20 protein-coding genes are annotated in these 15,660 nt (G+C 65.5%); 2 read left to right on the plus strand and 18 right to left on the minus strand.

Annotation, left to right across the window (positions count from 1 at the left end; translation table 11 throughout):
- Positions 1 to 22: 22 nt before the first annotated feature.
- Positions 23 to 1,021, plus strand: a complete 999-nt coding sequence (locus tag E0E18_RS05740; protein ID WP_130839700.1) for an arsenic resistance protein — start codon at positions 23 to 25, stop codon at positions 1,019 to 1,021.
- A 15-nt stretch (positions 1,022 to 1,036) separates the two neighbouring features.
- Here E0E18_RS05740 and E0E18_RS05745 read toward each other — a convergent pair whose 3' ends face one another.
- Positions 1,037 to 2,923 carry a siderophore-interacting protein gene (locus tag E0E18_RS05745; protein WP_130839702.1) on the minus strand — a complete coding sequence of 629 codons (1,887 nt, stop codon included), beginning with the start codon at positions 2,921 to 2,923 and terminating at the stop codon, positions 1,037 to 1,039.
- A 270-nt stretch (positions 2,924 to 3,193) separates the two neighbouring features.
- On the opposite strand from E0E18_RS05745, the gene E0E18_RS05750 reads away from it, so the two are divergent.
- On the plus strand, positions 3,194 to 3,964 hold the full coding sequence (locus tag E0E18_RS05750) for a helix-turn-helix transcriptional regulator (RefSeq protein ID WP_130839704.1): 771 nt from the start codon (positions 3,194 to 3,196) through the stop codon (positions 3,962 to 3,964).
- A gap of 94 nt (positions 3,965 to 4,058) precedes the next feature.
- On the opposite strand, the gene E0E18_RS05755 is transcribed toward E0E18_RS05750, so the two are convergent.
- The 17 genes from E0E18_RS05755 to rpsH form a co-directional block, all read right to left on the minus strand.
- On the minus strand, positions 4,059 to 4,901 hold the full coding sequence (locus E0E18_RS05755) for a tRNA pseudouridine synthase A (RefSeq protein WP_187119882.1): 843 nt from the start codon (positions 4,899 to 4,901) through the stop codon (positions 4,059 to 4,061).
- A gap of 77 nt (positions 4,902 to 4,978) precedes the next feature.
- Positions 4,979 to 5,797 carry a hypothetical protein gene (locus E0E18_RS05760; protein ID WP_227871186.1) on the minus strand — a complete coding sequence of 273 codons (819 nt, stop codon included), beginning with the start codon at positions 5,795 to 5,797 and terminating at the stop codon, positions 4,979 to 4,981.
- Positions 5,798 to 5,901: 104 nt separating this feature from the next.
- A complete protein-coding gene (rplQ, locus tag E0E18_RS05765; RefSeq protein WP_066584168.1) occupies positions 5,902 to 6,456 on the minus strand; it encodes a 50S ribosomal protein L17 in 555 nt (184 codons plus the stop codon).
- Between the two features lie 102 nt (positions 6,457 to 6,558).
- A complete protein-coding gene (locus E0E18_RS05770; RefSeq protein WP_110481054.1) occupies positions 6,559 to 7,572 on the minus strand; it encodes a DNA-directed RNA polymerase subunit alpha in 1,014 nt (337 codons plus the stop codon).
- 73 nt (positions 7,573 to 7,645) lie between these two features.
- On the minus strand, positions 7,646 to 8,251 hold the full coding sequence (rpsD, locus tag E0E18_RS05775) for a 30S ribosomal protein S4 (RefSeq protein ID WP_066584173.1): 606 nt from the start codon (positions 8,249 to 8,251) through the stop codon (positions 7,646 to 7,648).
- A gap of 21 nt (positions 8,252 to 8,272) precedes the next feature.
- Positions 8,273 to 8,677, minus strand: a complete 405-nt coding sequence (gene rpsK, locus E0E18_RS05780; protein ID WP_066584182.1) for a 30S ribosomal protein S11 — start codon at positions 8,675 to 8,677, stop codon at positions 8,273 to 8,275.
- Positions 8,678 to 8,680: 3 nt separating this feature from the next.
- Positions 8,681 to 9,049 carry a 30S ribosomal protein S13 gene (gene rpsM / locus E0E18_RS05785; protein WP_066584184.1) on the minus strand — a complete coding sequence of 123 codons (369 nt, stop codon included), beginning with the start codon at positions 9,047 to 9,049 and terminating at the stop codon, positions 8,681 to 8,683.
- Between the two features lie 207 nt (positions 9,050 to 9,256).
- The gene (infA, locus tag E0E18_RS05790; RefSeq protein WP_014010831.1) at positions 9,257 to 9,478 is read right to left on the minus strand and encodes a translation initiation factor IF-1; all 222 of its coding nucleotides are present in this window, start codon (positions 9,476 to 9,478) and stop codon (positions 9,257 to 9,259) included.
- Positions 9,479 to 9,687: 209 nt separating this feature from the next.
- Entirely contained in the window at positions 9,688 to 10,482 is a 795-nt protein-coding gene (map, locus tag E0E18_RS05795) for a type I methionyl aminopeptidase (protein ID WP_110481053.1), read from the minus strand.
- A 7-nt stretch (positions 10,483 to 10,489) separates the two neighbouring features.
- The gene (locus E0E18_RS05800) at positions 10,490 to 11,035 is read right to left on the minus strand and encodes an adenylate kinase (RefSeq protein WP_066584189.1); all 546 of its coding nucleotides are present in this window, start codon (positions 11,033 to 11,035) and stop codon (positions 10,490 to 10,492) included.
- The gene (gene secY / locus E0E18_RS05805) at positions 11,032 to 12,363 is read right to left on the minus strand and encodes a preprotein translocase subunit SecY (RefSeq protein ID WP_066584192.1); all 1,332 of its coding nucleotides are present in this window, start codon (positions 12,361 to 12,363) and stop codon (positions 11,032 to 11,034) included. The genes E0E18_RS05800 and secY overlap by 4 nt, the downstream gene beginning before the upstream one ends.
- Positions 12,364 to 12,737: 374 nt before the next feature.
- Positions 12,738 to 13,184, minus strand: a complete 447-nt coding sequence (rplO, locus tag E0E18_RS05810) for a 50S ribosomal protein L15 (protein WP_066584194.1) — start codon at positions 13,182 to 13,184, stop codon at positions 12,738 to 12,740.
- A 4-nt stretch (positions 13,185 to 13,188) separates the two neighbouring features.
- A complete protein-coding gene (rpmD, locus tag E0E18_RS05815; protein WP_066584197.1) occupies positions 13,189 to 13,374 on the minus strand; it encodes a 50S ribosomal protein L30 in 186 nt (61 codons plus the stop codon).
- A gap of 2 nt (positions 13,375 to 13,376) precedes the next feature.
- Positions 13,377 to 13,997 (minus strand): 30S ribosomal protein S5, encoded by a 621-nt coding sequence (rpsE, locus tag E0E18_RS05820; RefSeq protein WP_066584199.1) that lies wholly within the window; start codon positions 13,995 to 13,997, stop codon positions 13,377 to 13,379.
- A gap of 40 nt (positions 13,998 to 14,037) precedes the next feature.
- Positions 14,038 to 14,439, minus strand: coding sequence for a 50S ribosomal protein L18 (gene rplR / locus E0E18_RS05825; RefSeq protein WP_066584201.1), 402 nt, complete (start codon positions 14,437 to 14,439; stop codon positions 14,038 to 14,040).
- Positions 14,439 to 14,975: a 50S ribosomal protein L6 gene (gene rplF, locus E0E18_RS05830; protein WP_066584203.1), complete on the minus strand. Its 537-nt coding sequence runs from the start codon at positions 14,973 to 14,975 to the stop codon at positions 14,439 to 14,441. Before rplF ends, rplR begins: the two co-directional genes overlap by 1 nt.
- Positions 14,976 to 14,989: 14 nt before the next feature.
- A complete protein-coding gene (gene rpsH / locus E0E18_RS05835) occupies positions 14,990 to 15,388 on the minus strand; it encodes a 30S ribosomal protein S8 (RefSeq protein WP_066584205.1) in 399 nt (132 codons plus the stop codon).
- Between the last annotated feature and the right edge of the window lie 272 nt (positions 15,389 to 15,660).

Below are 15,660 nucleotides of genomic sequence, written 5' to 3' on the forward strand. Positions count from 1 at the left end.
CTGCCCCATAGACTGTGACCCCATGCTGACCTCCCTGTCGACCACGATGGAGCGCCGTCAGGTCGGCCTGTACCTGACCGCCCTGACTGTCGGCGCTGCAGCAGGGTTGATCTCACCGGGAGTTCCGGAGGCCGCCGGACTCGTCGTGGAGCCGGTACTGGGGCTGCTGCTGTTCACCACTTTTCTTGCTGTCCCTTTCGGCAGACTGGGGGCGGCTGTCCGGGATCTGCGGTTCCTGTGTGCGGTCACGGCAGTCAATTTCCTGTGTGTCCCACCGGTGGTGTGGCTCCTGACCCGGCCCCTCTCCTGGACAGAAACGGGCATCGACCACGTCGACCACGTCGCCCTTGTCGTGGGTGTCCACCTGGTGCTGCTGGCGCCGTGCGTCGACTACGTCATCGTTTTCACGGGACTGGCGGGAGGAGCCGCTGACCGGTTGCTGACCGCCACTCCCCTGCTGATGCTCACACAGATGCTGCTGCTTCCGGTGCTGCTGGGGCTGTTCACCGGTCCAGAGGTGGTGGAAGCGCTGGATCCCGGTCCGTTCATCTCGGCGTTCCTGTGGTTGATAGTGGTGCCGATGACTGCTGCTGCGGCAACCCAGTGGCTGGCTGCGAGGCCGGGTGGTCCGGGCAGGGCAGGTCACTGCATTTCAGAGGCGGGGGGGGTGCTGACTGTGCCGTTGATGATGCTGACCCTGACGGTGGTTGTGGCGTCCCAGATCGGCGCCGTCCTCGCCCACTGGCGGGAACTGGCGGCGGTCATCCCGGTTTTCGTGGCATTTTCGGCGGTGATGCCCGTCATCGGCGCGATGGTGGGCAGGGTTGCGGGGTTGGGTGTGGCGTCACGGAGGGCCGTGGTGTTCACGGCGGTGACCCGTAATTCTCTGGTGGTCCTGCCCACGGCGCTGACGTTGCCGCCGGTGTTCTCTGCTGCGCCTCTGGTGGTGGTCACCCAGACCCTGGTCGAACTGGTGGTGATGGTGGTGATGGTCCGCGTGGTCCCGCTGCTGGTCAGGTAGGTCCGGTGGAGGTGTCTACGGTGCGAGGTGGTAGAGGGTGAGACCCCATCCGACGGTGGACTGTCCTACAACGTCCAGGCCTGCCTGACCGAAGAGGACACGGTGTGCCGCATCGGTCCGTGAGCCTCCACCGTAGAGGGTGAAGTCAAGGAGATCCTCCTCATAGTCGTGGTCGTGCGCGAGCCGTTCATCGAGAACTCTGCCGAACAGCAGCACTGTCGCACTGGTGCCGGCCGCCCGACTGAGGATGTGCACTGCATCGGCGTCAGGATACCGGGACAGTCCGCCGGTGATGAGGGTGGCGTCGACCCGGCGGGACGGCGGACTGAGCGGACTTCCCGGCTCGAAGGTGATCCGGTCATCGGCGTCAAGGTCGGGCCTGACGGCGGATGCTGAACTGATCTCGGCCGGTGTTGCGAGCACGACCACCTCCAGTTCCGGATGTCGGCGGGTGAGCGCTCCGGCGACGTCGACGGCTGCCCTGCCGGTGACACGCAGGGTGCGGATGTCCCCGAACACGGGTTCTGCCGCGAGGGGGGAGGTCGACCAGGAACTGTCCTCGGATTCTGCGGTCATCTGCTCGTTGATCAGTTCCGGGGTGGACTGCAGCAGTTCGTGGAATTCCGTGCCGAACCAACGGGGATAGTCACCGGTTCCGGTTCTGACCGCTGCGGGCAGCGCCAGCAGGCCTGCCTCTCTGCGGGAATGGACTCCCCCGAGTCTGAGCCGGTCGATGAGGGTGTCATCGTCGAGGGCCGCCCCGGCGCGGGTCAGCCGGTAGCTTCTGCCCGCAGGACCGGAAGCGGAAGCGGGGCCGGGGGACGCCGGAGTCTCCGCAGGTTCGTCCGGACCGACAGTCTCCACGAGGTCCAGTGAGCTGAGGTACCTGAGCAGCTTTCCCAGACCGACCGGGTCGGCACCTGTGGCGTCGACGAGTTCCGGCAGAGTCCGGTCCCCGGATGCGAGTGCGGGGCCGAGTCCGAGTGTGGCGGCGACACGGACAGCGATTCCCGGGAAAATCTCGGTGAGTTCGTGGAACTTCTCTGCGGAGTTCTCGGCGGTGTCGTCGACGACCTCTTCCCGCCCCCAGTAGCCGGAAATGTCCACCTGCTCACGCGGCAGACTCTTCTCCCGTCTCAGCCAGCGACGGATAGGCACGAGTGTGAGGGTTTCGGCCGCCACCCAGGCGAAGACTCTGCCGTCCCACCATTCGCAACCGGTGATGGCGTCGTAGAGCGCCGTGGTGGTCCCGGCTTCTGCCCCGTTGCGGGGCAGCCAGGTGACCTCCACCCCGACCGGGTGATCCAGTTCCTGGATGTGGTCGTCCCGGTCCACTTCGATGAACACCTGTCCGCGGGTGTCGGGGGACATCTCCTCGAGCCATCTCCCGATGGCGGGCAGAGCTGTCTCGTCACCGCCGATGAGCAGCCAGTCAGCTCCTTCAGGCTGCAGTGCGCACGCTTTGGGGCCGGCAATCTGGATCTGTTCCCCGGGTTGCACGGTGTACGCCCACCGGGTAGCTGGACCGACACCGTGCCGGACGAAGTCCACGTCGATCTCACCGTGGTCACCGGCATCGGGACGCCACTTCCGGATCGTGTAGCTCCGGTTCACCGCCAGCTCGTCGGTGGGCCAGTTGAGGACGCCGTCTGCCTGTGTGGGGGCTGGTGTCGGGGCGTCCGCGGGAAGGTCGGGGTGTCTGAGAATGAACTTGCAGTGGTCGTCGAATCCGTCGCAGTGGATCTCTTCGACGGGGTACCCGTTGGCTGCGGTGTGTGCCCTGAGCCCGGGGCCGCCGAGGGTGATCCGTCGCATCCCGGGTGTCACGTCGGCGACGCGCAGCACCTCGAGAGTGCGCGTGGTGATCGGGTGGATCGTCATGGGGCGCAGGGAGCGTGGCATGTGTCACTGTCCTTCACTGTCAAGGGCTTCTGCCGGGGCAGCTGTCGCTTTCCGTGAACGCCGTTCCGGCCGCGTCCACGTACCGCCGGTCAACGCCGGGGAGTATGCTCACTGTGGTTTACCAGCAGCTTCACGCCGTTGTTCCGGCACCCGGACTGACAGAGTAGGTTAGTCAGCAGGAACTGTGACGGGTGTGCGTAAAGTGACATCCACTGTTCCCGCCACGTCTGTCGACAATGACCACCACACCTCGACCACAGGATTTCACCGATGCCACTTCCCCGGTCGGCGGACACCGCCGCGGCGCTCGTCCACATTCCCGCCACCGATCTGGCTGAGCGCGTGCACACCGGGGAGCACCTGCTGCTCTGGCAGGTCCGGGGAGAGTCCGACTTCCGTCTCCGGACACCGACGGACAGCACAGCCGAGCACCGGCAGCTCACCGCGGGACATGCGCTCTGGCTGCCTGCCGGCGTCCTTCACTCGGTCCACGTGAACGCGAACTCGACGATGATCCCCACCTTCTACCCGGTCGCGTCGACGGCGACACGGTTGTCCGGACCCGTGGTGGTTCCGGTCGATCCGGTTCTGCAGGTGCTCATCCTCGCCCAGCTGCAGCAGACCACCACCGCCATCAGACCCCGGGCGGACATCAGCCGTCAGGTGCTCTCCCTTCTGGAGGACGCCCCGAAGATCATGGACTCGCTGCCCACGCCAACCAGTTCTCCGGCCCGCACCATCGCCGAGGCGATCAGGTTCAACCCCGGCGACGAACGCACTCTCGCTGAACTCGCAGAGTCTGTACACACTTCCCTGCGCACCGTCCAACGACAGTTCACGGCAGAGACGGGAATCAGCATCCGGCAGTGGCGGACGCGGGTCCGTCTGACGGCCGCAGCCCAGCTGCTCCGCGCCGGGGGCACCCTCGCAGCGGTCGCCAACAGGGTGGGCTACGCGGATGTCTCCTCATTCTGCCGGGCATTCAAGGCCCACCATTCCATGACGACCGGGGAATACCTGCGCAGGTACGGCAGAAACTGACGGTCGGGCCCAGTCAGGCGGTCCCGGTCAGGCGGGCCCAGTCAGGCGGACCCGGTCAGGCGGGCCCGTCCGGCACCTCACATGGCTGTGCCTCTCACACCACCGGTTCCCGCTTCACCCGGGTCTCCAGGGCCCGCGCCGCGAGCTCCCCGTCCGCGGGGTAGTCCACGGCCACGAGGTTCAGCCCGCACGCCGGAGCCACCGGCACCTGCGGGCTGCGCGAGCGTTGACCCAGCAGTTCACCGGTGAACCCCGCGTCGCGGCGTCCTTCCCCCACCGTCAGCACCGCGCCGACCAGGGAGCGCACCATGGACCAGCAGAAGGCGTCGGCTACGACGGTCGCCTCGAAGGTCTCCGGCTCCGTCCCGCTGGACACGTCCCGCCAGGTGAACTCCTGGAGGTCCCGAACCGTCGTCGAGCCTTCCCGGTACCGGCAGAAGGCGGCGAAATCGTGAAGCCCCACCAGGATGTCGGACGCCGTCTGCACTGCCCCGAGGTCGACGGTGTGACGCCACCTGGCGGTGTCCCGTACGCGCAGCGGGGACGGGCCCGTCAGAGACGTGGTGACCCGGTACCGGTAGTGACGTCGCAGCGCCGAGAACCTGGCGTCGAAACCCTTCGGCGCCTCCACAGCCCCGTGCAGCCTCACATCGGCCGGCAGGATTCTCGACAGCCGCCGCACCAGGTCCCCGGGACTCTGCAGCGAACGTTGACCGAACGACGACACCGGGACGTCGACATGTGCGACCTGGCCCTCGGCGTGCACGCCGGCGTCCGTCCTCCCCGCAACCACGAGTTCGACCGGGGTGCGCAGCACCATCGAGAGACTGTCCTCCAGGACAGCCTGGACCGTACGCAGTCCCGCCTGTGGGCCTTTCTGACGGGCCCATCCGTGGAAGTCGGTGCCGTCGTAGGCGATGTCGAGGCGCACCCTCACCGTTCCGCCGGCTGCGCGTTCAACTCGGTTCTCACGATCAACACGATCGACACGATCAACACTGCTGTCCCGTGATGTCAACGTTCGCTCTCCTCCCGCCCGAATCCGTCGAGTGATGCGCTGCTCGGCTGCCCGGCCCTGGCCTCCCTGTGCATCCTCTCCATCTCCACCACCCGGAGCCGTTCCCGGTCGGCGGCCCCGCCCAGACTGAACATGCCGAGCCCGAATACGACGGTCCACAGGGTCAACGTGTCCAGGGCGACCCGTTCGAACGCCCCGGGCATCACGTCGCGTCCGGAGAACACCAGTGTCAGCGCACCGACAATGGACAGAAACTCCATCACCCGCGTGACCGGAACATACGCCCCGTAGATCAGCGGGTGGGCGTCCCCGGTCGTCTCAGCGTGACGGGTCGCCGAATCGACGAGGACCTCCATGGCCCCCCACACCGACAGGAGGTACAGGACCAGGAAGACATCGTGCGCCACCGGGTACCTGTCCACGGTCACGACCCCGGACGCGCAGGTCATCAGTCCGGAAAACGCCAGCAGCCCGGAGGTTCCGTAGACCCCCCGGTCACCGTCCCTGCGGGCCGCGAAAACCATCACCGCTGCGGCGACGAGGACCGCGACACCCGACAGGACAACTGTCAGGGCGGTGAACCCGTGGACCGGATTACAGACGAAACGTGTTCCGTAGGAGTCCCGGAGTACGCCACACGTCGACGCGACCAGGTCAGAGGGTCGGTTGTCCATCAGGGAGAACATTCCGCGCCACCGCAGCATCCCCACAATCTGGCCGACCAGCAGCAGCACGCCGCTGACGACGAGAAGGACGCCGGCAGTTCGGTACGAGACGGGACTGTGCAGTGTTGACCGCGGAGACAGCGGGGACATTGTCCCGATTCTAGCAGCGCACGTGCGAGCGCCCGCCCCCGGTCATCCGGGGACGGGCGCACACGTACACGGAGCCCGGGCCTGAGGTCAGGCCCCGGACCGGGTCACTTCTTCTCTTCGACCTTGTCGTCGTTCTCGGCGGGAGCTTCCGCGGTCTCGGCAGCGTCCTCAGCCTCGACCTCGGCGGCCTCGGCGGCGGCGTCGGCGTCGGTGGACTCCTCAGCCTCAACCTCGGGAGCGTCCTCGACCGGCGCGGTCTTGGCGGCAGCCCTGGTCGCACGCTCTGCCTCGGTGGAGGCGAGCTCCTCGAGGACCAGCGAGATCTGGCTCACCGGAGCGTTGTCGCCACGGCGGTTCTCCAGCTTGATGATCCGGGTGTAGCCACCGGGACGACCTTCGAACTTCGGGGCGAGCTCATTGAACAGGTAGGTGACAACCGGCTTGTTCGGGATGAGCTTGAGCACGTTGCGGCGGTCGGCCACGGTGCCCTTCTTCGCCTTGGTGATGATCTTCTCGACGTACGGGCGCAGCAGCTTGGCCTTGGCGTCCGTGGTCTTGATGGCGCCGTGCTCGATGAGCTGAGCTGCCAGGTTGGCGAGAATCTTCTTCTGGTGGGAAGCAGATCCGCCTAGGCGGGCACCCTTCTTCGGGGTAGGCATAACTTCTCCTCGTGAATTTCTTGTGAGCGCTGTGCGGCGGTCAACCTGCGGGGCCGACCGACGCGGAAAGCTACTTCAGGTTCCGGGGAACCCGGTTCAGCCCTATTCGGCGATGTCCTCGCCCTCGGTGTCCAGGAACTCACCGGACTCCGGGTCGTAGCCCTCGATATCGTTGATGTCGAAGCCCTCCGGCGCGTCCTTGAGACCCAGGCCCAGCTCGGCGAGCTTGACCTTGACCTCGTTGATGGACTTCTGACCGAAGTTCCGGATGTCCAGCAGATCGGACTCGGTACGGCTGGCAAGCTCACCGACCGTGTGAATGTCCTCACGCTTGAGGCAGTTGTACGAGCGGACGGAGAAGTCGAGGTCCTCGATGGGCAGGCTGTAGGCGGCGATGTGCTCCGTCTCCTGCGGGGACGGGCCGATCTCGATACCTTCAGCCTCGGTGTTGAGCTCGCGCGCCAGGCCGAACAGCTCCACCAGGGTTCCGCCGGCGGACGCCATGGCGTCCCGGGCGGTGATGGAGTTCTTCGTCTCGACGTCGATGACCAGCTTGTCGAAGTCCGTGCGCTGTTCGACACGGGTGGCCTCGACCTTGTAGCTGACCTTGAGCACCGGGGAGTAGATCTGGTCGACAGGGATCCTGCCGATCTCCCCCGTCGTCGGGGCGGCCGGGACGTAGCCGCGACCGCGCTCGACGACGAGCTCGATGTCCAGCTTGCCCTGCTCGTTCAGGGTGGCGATGTGCAGGTCCGGGTTGTGGACCTCCACGCCGGCGGGAACGACCACGTCAGCACCGGTGACGGTACCGACGCCCTCCTTGCGGATGTACATGGTGACCGGTTCTTCAGAATCCGAGGACAGGACCAGGGACTTGATGTTCAGGATGATGTCGGAGACATCCTCCTTGACACCCGGGATGGTGGTGAACTCGTGGAGCACACCCTCGATCCGGATGGAGGTCACCGCAGCGCCCGGGATGGACGACAGCAGGGTACGGCGCAGCGAGTTGCCGAGGGTGTAGCCGAAGCCGGGCTCCAGAGGTTCGATGACGAACCTGGAACGCGACGGGCTGATGTACTCCTCGGTGAGCTGGGGGCGCTGGGAAATCAGCATCGGGGAACTTCTCCTTCTCGGCGTCCGCTATTTGACGCCGCATGAGGTGAACAGGTGAACCGGACGGTCCCTTTTACTTGGAGTAGAACTCGACGATGAGCTGCTCCTGCAGCGGAACGTCGATCTGGGCGCGCTCGGGCAGCTGGTGCACGAGGATGCGCAGGGTGGACGGCACGACCTGCAGCCAGGCCGGGACGACGGAGTCAAGCAGGTTCTCCTGGGCCTCCTCGAACCACAGCATCGACCGGGAACGGTCCCGGACGTCGATGATGTCGTACTGGGAAACCTGGTAGGAGGGCACGTTGGTCTTCTTGCCGTTCACGGTGAAGTGACCGTGGGAGACAAGCTGGCGGGCCTGGCGACGGGTACGCGCCAGCCCTGCACGGTAGACCACGTTGTCCAGCCGGGACTCCAGCAGGATGACGAGGTTGTCACCGGTCTTGCCGGGACGACGGTTCGCCTCTGCGTAGTAGCGGCGGAACTGCTTCTCCATGACGCCGTAGGTGAAGCGGGCCTTCTGCTTCTCCTGCAGCTGGGTGAGGTACTCGGACTCCTTGATGCGGCCGCGGCCGGCCTGTCCGGGCGGGTACGGGCGACGCTCGAAGGAGCGGTCTCCACCGACGAGGTCGACGCGGAGACGGCGGGACTTGCGGGTTGCGGAACCGGTGTAACGGGCCATTTCTCTTCCCTATCCTTTCTTCTAGACGCGACGACGCTTCGGCGGACGGCAGCCGTTGTGGGGCTGCGGCGTCACGTCGGAGATCGTTCCGACCTCAAGGCCGGCGGTGGACAGGGAACGGATGGCGGTCTCGCGGCCGGAGCCCGGCCCCTTGACGAAAACGTCGACCTTCTTCATGCCGTGCTCCATCGCCTTGCGGGCGGCGGACTCGGCGGCCATCTGGGCGGCGAACGGGGTGGACTTACGTGAGCCCTTGAACCCGACATGCCCGGAGGACGCCCACGAAATGACGGCGCCCTTCTCGTCCGTGATGGAGACGATGGTGTTGTTGAAGGTGGACTTGATGTACGCGGCGCCGTGCGCCACGTTCTTCTTGACGACGCGGCGGCCGGTACGGCGCGCGCCCGAGCGTGCTTTCGGGGGCATCTCTTACTTCTTCTTTCCTGCGATCGTCTTCTTCGGGCCCTTACGGGTGCGAGCATTGGTCTTGGTCCGCTGGCCACGGACGGGGAGACCGCGACGGTGGCGGAGTCCCTGGTAGCAGCCGATCTCGATCTTGCGGCGGATGTCGGCGGCGACCTCACGGCGGAGGTCACCCTCGACCTTCCAGGAGGACTCGATGACGTCCTTGAGAGCGGAGACCTGCTCGTCGGTCAGGTCCTTTGAGCGCAGGTCCGGGGAGATGCCGGTCTTCTCCAGCAGCTCGGCGGCACGGGCGGGGCCGATGCCGTAGATGTAGGTGAGTGCGATCTCCATACGCTTGTCGCGGGGGAGATCAACACCAGCAAGGCGTGCCATGTGGCAGGTTCCTTCCGGATGATTGGCGGCGGTTTGCTCCGCACACATCCCGACGTCCCACGGTGGGGTCGTCCGGGCTCCGGCCGCCGCGGCCGGAGGTGGGCCCTGTGTCAGCACCGTCGGCGACGGTCACAGGATGGTGGACGGAGGCGAATGTTCTGACTGCCGAACCAACGGCAGGAGAAAGACTGAGGATCCGCTGTCGGTCTACTTGTAGCGGTAGACGATGCGGCCGCGCGTCAGGTCGTAGGGCGACAGCTCCACGACCACACGGTCCTCGGGAAGGATACGGATGTAGTGCTGACGCATCTTGCCGGAGATGTGGGCGAGCACCTTGTGCCCGTTGTCCAGTTCCACGCGGAACATTGCGTTCGGCAGGGGCTCGACAATCTTGCCCTCGACTTCGATGGCGCCTTCCTTCTTAGCCATATCCTCCACTTTTCCAGGTCAGGGCAGCTCACCGACATCTTGCCGGGGCCGGAGCCTCACCACACGTTCTGGTTCGGACGGCGTCCACGCCTGAGAAACCGCGACCGCTGAACGATCAGGGAATCCACGTGTACACCAGAGGAAGAGCTTACGGCATGACGCCCCGGCACGCCAACCCGCCGGGGCGGCGCCGGCAGCGCGCAGGGATGTCAGTGGCGGGCGGTGAGGATGCGGGGCCCCTCCGCCGTCGCTGCCACGGTGTGCTCCCAGTGGGACGCCGGCGAGCCGTCGAGTGTCTTGACCCCCCACTCATCGGGAAGCACGTAGGAGTCCACCGTACCGAGTGCGAGCATCGGCTCGATGGCGAGTGTGGACCCTACCTCGATCAGGGGGCCCTTACCGGGGCGTCCCTCATTGGACAGGTACGGGTCCTCGTGCATCTCGTGCCCGATGCCGTGTCCACCGTAGCCGTCGACGATGAACAGAGGCACACCGAATTTCTCGGACGCCGCGGTTGTCGCGGCCTCCAGTGCCCACGAGATGTCGGTGAGGCGGTTGCCCGGGACCATGGCTCTGATCCCCTCGTAGAGCACGTACTCTGTGGCCTCGTTCAGCCTTCGTGTGTCATCGGCGAGTTCGCCGATACCGAAGGTCCAGGCGGAGTCCCCCACCCAGCCGTCAAGGGTGGCACCGCAGTCGATGGAGACCAGGTCACCGTCCTTCAGGACGGTTTCCCTGTCCGGGATACCGTGGACGATCATGTCATTGACGGAGGAACAGATGCTCCCCGGGAATCCGCCGTAACCCTTGAAGGTCGGCACCGCTCCCGCGTCCCGGATCGTGGCCTCTGCCACCGCATCAAGTTCCAGGGTTGACACTCCCGGCCCGGCGGCGGCTCTGACCGCCTGCAGGGCACGGCCGACGATTTCGCCGGCGGCCTGCATCGCGTCGAGCTCGAGCGGGGTCTTCCCCCGGATGACCTTGTGTGAACGGCGGAAGCCCACGGTGCTCCTAGCGGTCGAGGGCGTCCAGGGTGGCGGAGGAGATGTCCTCCACCGTTCCCTCGGCGTCGATGTTGACGATGATGTCGGAATAGAAGTCGATCAGCGGTGCGGTCTCCTCGCGGTAGACCTTGAGCCGGGTACGGATCGTGTCCTCGTTGTCGTCCTTACGGCCACGGGAGAGCATGCGCTCCACGACGACGTCCTCAGACACCGAGTAGTTGATGACGGCGTCCAGCTTCTCACCGGACTCGTCGAGCATACCGGCGAGGATCTCTGCCTGCTCGACCGTGCGGGGGAACCCGTCGAGGAGAAAACCGTCGGCCGCGTCATCCTGGGCCAGACGGGAGCGCACCATGTCAGCGGTGACGGAGGTGGGCACCAGCTTGCCGGCGTCGATGTAGGACTGTGCCAGCTTGCCGAGCTCGGTCTCCTTGCCGATGTTCTCGCGGAACAGGTCACCGGTGGAGATGTGCGGGACCTTCAGGGCATCCGCGAGGATGGCCGCCTGGGTACCCTTGCCCGCACCGGGCGGGCCGAGGAGAACGAGTCTCATTTGAGGAATCCTTCATAGTTGGCTTGCATGAGCTGGGACTCGATCTGCTTCACTGTCGTCAGCGCGACCGAGACCATGATCAGGATAGCTGTACCGCCGAACGCGCCGAGGCCGCTACCCCCTCCGTTGGAGGTGATACCCGCGGTCAGGGCCAGGTTCGGAATGATGGCGATGACAGCAAGGTAGACGGAACCGACAGCCAGGAGGCGGTTCATCACCCACCCCAGGTACTCGGCGGTGGGACGCCCCGGCCTGATGCCCGGGATGAACCCGCCGTACTTCTTCATGTTGTCGGCCTGGTCGTTCGGGTCGTACTGGATCGACACGTAGAAGAAGGCGAAGAAGATGATCAGCACCGCCATGATGATGATGTAGACCCAGTCCGACGGGTCGGACAGAATCCGCATGACGTCCCGGTTCCACCAGTTGTCCGACTGACCGTCGCCCCCGGACTGGATGATCTGGGTGATGAGGATCGGTACGGTGAGCAGTGATGAGGCGAAGATCACCGGGATGACTCCGGCCTGGTTGACCTTCAGCGGCAGATAGGTCGAGGTCTCCCCGTACTGGCGGCGTCCGACCATTCTCTTGGCATACTGCACGGGGATTCGGCGCTGCCCCTGTTCGACGAAGACCACGAGGACGACGAGGACAAGCATGGCCACGACCACTCCGGCGAAGACGAACCCGCCGGATTCCCGCAGGATACTCATGCCCTGCGCAGGCAGGTGGGTCGCCATGCCCGCGACGATCAGCAGGGACATGCCGTTGCCGATGCCGCGGTCGGTGATCAGCTCACCGATCCACATCACCAGCACCGCACCGGCGGTCATGATGACCACCATCGTGATGATGCCGAACATCCCGGTCCCGTCGCGCAGGACCTGCTGGCCGGAGCCGAGCAGCTGGCGGTTGTTCGCCAGCGCCACGATCCCGGAGGACTGAAGCAGTGCCAGGGCCACGGTGAGATACCGGGTGTACTCGGTCATCTTCGCCTGCCCGGACTGCCCCTCCTTCTTCAACTGCTCGAACCGGGGGATCACCACCGTGAGCAGCTGGACGATGATCGACGCCGTGATGTAGGGCATGATGCCGATCGCGAAGATGGACAGCTGGAGCAACGCCCCTCCGGAGAAGAGGTTGATCAGGCTGTACATGCTGGTCTGGCCGTCCGAAGTCAGGTTACGGACCTGCTCTGTGACTTTCGCATAGTCAACGCCGGGCGTCGGGATCTGAGAGCCGATCCGGTACAGGATGATCATCCCCAGGGTGAAGAGGATCTTCCTGCGCAGATCAGCATCCCGGAACGCCGAGAGTATGGCGGTCACATTTGCCTCCTGGCTCGAGCACGACGCGTTCCGCCGGCGCCGGTGCGTAGCGGGCGCACGCCGTGTCGATGGGTCTACTTGTGTATACGACTCCTGCTGGTCAGCCGGTGACTTCGGCACACCGTCCCAGGTGGACGCACCTGGAAGACATGACCGGACGCACATGGCCGCGGCGGAGAATGGACAACTGTAACAGGATAGCAGGGACGCCCCCGGACGCGGCGACCCGTGGGGTGTGTGGGGGCGGTCCGACAGTTCCGGGCCACACTCCGGGCCACACTCTGGGCTTCAGCCCGGCCCTCAACCCGGGCCGGACACGGAAGAACCCCGCCCTCCTGCAGTCGCAGGACGCGGGGTTCATTCCACAGTGGGGATCAGGCTTCGGTGGTCGTGCCGCCGGCTGCCTTGATCTTCTCGACAGCCGACTTCGAGAACTTGTCGGCGGTGACATTCACCGCGACGGAGATCTCACCGTCGCCGAGAACCTTGACCGGCTGCTTCGGCCGGACGAGGCCGGCGGCCACGATGTCGGCCACGGTGACGTCGCCACCGTCGGGGAATGCCTTCCCCAGGTCGGCGACGTTGACGACCTGGAAGACGACCTTCGCAGGGTTGCGGAAGCCCTTGAGCTTCGGCAGCCGCATGTGCAGCGGCATCTGTCCACCCTCGAAGGCGGCAGAGACCTGCTTACGTGCCTTGGTACCCTTGGTACCCCGACCGGCCGTCTTACCCTTGGATGCCTCACCACGACCGACACGGGTCTTTGCGGTGTTCGCACCCTTGGAGGGACGGAGGTCGTGGAGCTTGATGGGTTCGCTCATGATACTACTCCCCTGCAACTTCCTCGACCTCGACCATGTGGCGCACGGTGTTGATCTGACCGCGGACCACCGGAGTGTCCTCGCGGACGACCGAGTGTCCGATACGCTTCAGGCCGAGTGAGCGCAGCGACTCGCGCTGCTTCGGCTTGGTGGCGACTGTGCCCTTACGCTGGGTGATCTTCAGTGCCATGGTTACGCTCCCTGTCCTGCGGCACGGGCACGGAGCATCGCGGCCGGAGCGACCTCTTCGAGGGTCTTACCACGGCGTGCGGCGACCTCTTCGGGCCTGACCAGCTGCTTGAGGGCGTCCACGGTGGCGTGGACGACGTTGATGGCGTTGTCGGAGCCGAGAGACTTCGACAGCACGTCCTGGACACCGGCGCATTCAAGCACCGGACGGGCGGCACCACCGGCGATGACACCGGTACCGGGGGCTGCCGGAGCCATCCACACGACGCCGGCGGCCGCCTCACCCTGGACAGGGTGGGTGATGGTCCCGGCAATCATCGGGACGCGGAAGAAGTTCTTGCGGGCTTCCTCGGCACCCTTCTGGATCGCGGCCGGAACTTCCTTGGCCTTTCCGTAGCCGACGCCGACCATGCCCTGGCCGTCGCCGACGATCACGAGAGCGGTGAAGCTGAAACGCCGACCACCCTTGACGACCTTGGACACGCGGTTGATGGTGACGACGCGCTCGATGTACTGCGAGCGCTCGTCATCCTGGTTGCGACGGTTGCCGCCACGACGGTCGTCACGACGACCGCGGTTGTTGCTGTCGGCGGTGCGTCCGCCGTTACGATCACGTTCCGACATCACGCAGTCCTTCCGTCGGTGATAACTCTGTCAATGCGCATTAGAACTTCAGACCACCTTCACGGGCTGCCTCGGCCAGGGCCGCGACGCGGCCGTGGTACTGGTAGCCGCCGCGGTCGAAGACCACGGTCTCGATACCGGCGGCCTTGGCGCGCTCGGCGATGAGCTCGCCGACCCGGGCACCACGGGCCTTCTTGTCACCGTCGAGCGCACGGACGGAGGCTTCCATGGTGGAGGCCGCCGCCAGGGTGTGACCGGCGACATCGTCGATCAGCTGGGCGTGCATGTGACGGGAGGTGCGGTGCACGACGAGACGCGGGGTCTCGGCGGTGCCGGAGATGTGCTTGCGCAGACGTTCGTGACGGCGCTGACGCGCGATGCGACGGCGGGTGGAGATGTCCTTGCCGACCGGGAGACGCTTGTTGTCGTTGCTCTGAGACATTACTTACCCGTCTTTCCGACCTTGCGACGGATCTGCTCACCCTCGTAGCGGATGCCCTTACCCTTGTAGGGGTCGTCCTTCCGCAGACGGCGGATGTTGGCGGAGATCTGTCCGACCTGCTGCTTATCGATACCTGCGACAGAGAACTTGGTGTTCCCGTCCACCGCGAAGGTGATACCCTCCGGAGCCTCGATGAGGACCGGGTGGGAGTAGCCGAGGGCGAACTCGAGGTTCTTTCCCTTGGCCTGGACGCGGTAGCCGACCCCGAAGATCTCCATCTTCGTGACGTAGCCCTCGGTGACGCCGATGACCATGTTGTTGATCAGCGAACGTGAGAGACCGTGCAGGGAACGGTTCTTACGGTTGTCGTCAGGACGGGAGACGATGATCTCGTTCCCCTCCTGGGCGGCGGTGATAGGGGCCGGGATCTGCTGGGTCAGGGTCCCCTTGGGTCCCTTGACCTCGATGCTCTGGCCGTCGATGGTGACGGTGACGTTGGCGGGGACGGCCACGGGGGCCTTACCGATACGTGACATGTGGAGTCCTCCTTCTACCAGACGTAGGCGAGGACTTCCCCACCTACGCCCTTCTCGGTCGCCTCACGGTCGGTCAGCAGCCCCTGGGACGTGGAGATGATCGCCACGCCCAGGCCGCCGAGGACCTTCGGGAGGTTGGTGGACTTGGCGTACACACGCAGACCCGGCTTGGAGACGCGGCGGACACCGGCGATGGAACGCTCACGCGAGTTGGAGTACTTGAGCTCCAGCGTGAGCTGCCTGCCGACCTTGGCGTCCTCGACGGTGTAGTCGGCGATGTAGCCCTCCTTCTTGAGGATCTCGGCGATGTTCGCCTTGAGCTTCGAAGAGGGCATGGACACGCTGTCGTGGTACGCGTTGGACGCGTTCCTCACGCGGGACAGCATGTCCGCGATGGGATCAGTCATCGTCATGACGAAATGACCTTGTGCCTTTCTCGTCACGGTTCCCGTTTCCACCCGGGCGTCACCGCGTCCTTGTCGGCAACTTCACGCTCCCCGGACTCAGTAACCCGGATTGCTCGCTACCTGGTGACGACGCGGCCGCATGAGGGCGGAGGGCCTGCGACAAAGTGGTTGAATGCTTCTGTCCGACATGCCTCGACGGCCCCCTCACCAGGGGACCGGACGCGCAACTGGACCTGTCCACGCTAGCAACCTGGCAGAACAGGGTCAAACCGGCCCAC

Source organism: Corynebacterium neomassiliense, from assembly GCF_900626215.1.
Taxonomy (GTDB): domain Bacteria; phylum Actinomycetota; class Actinomycetes; order Mycobacteriales; family Mycobacteriaceae; genus Corynebacterium; species Corynebacterium neomassiliense.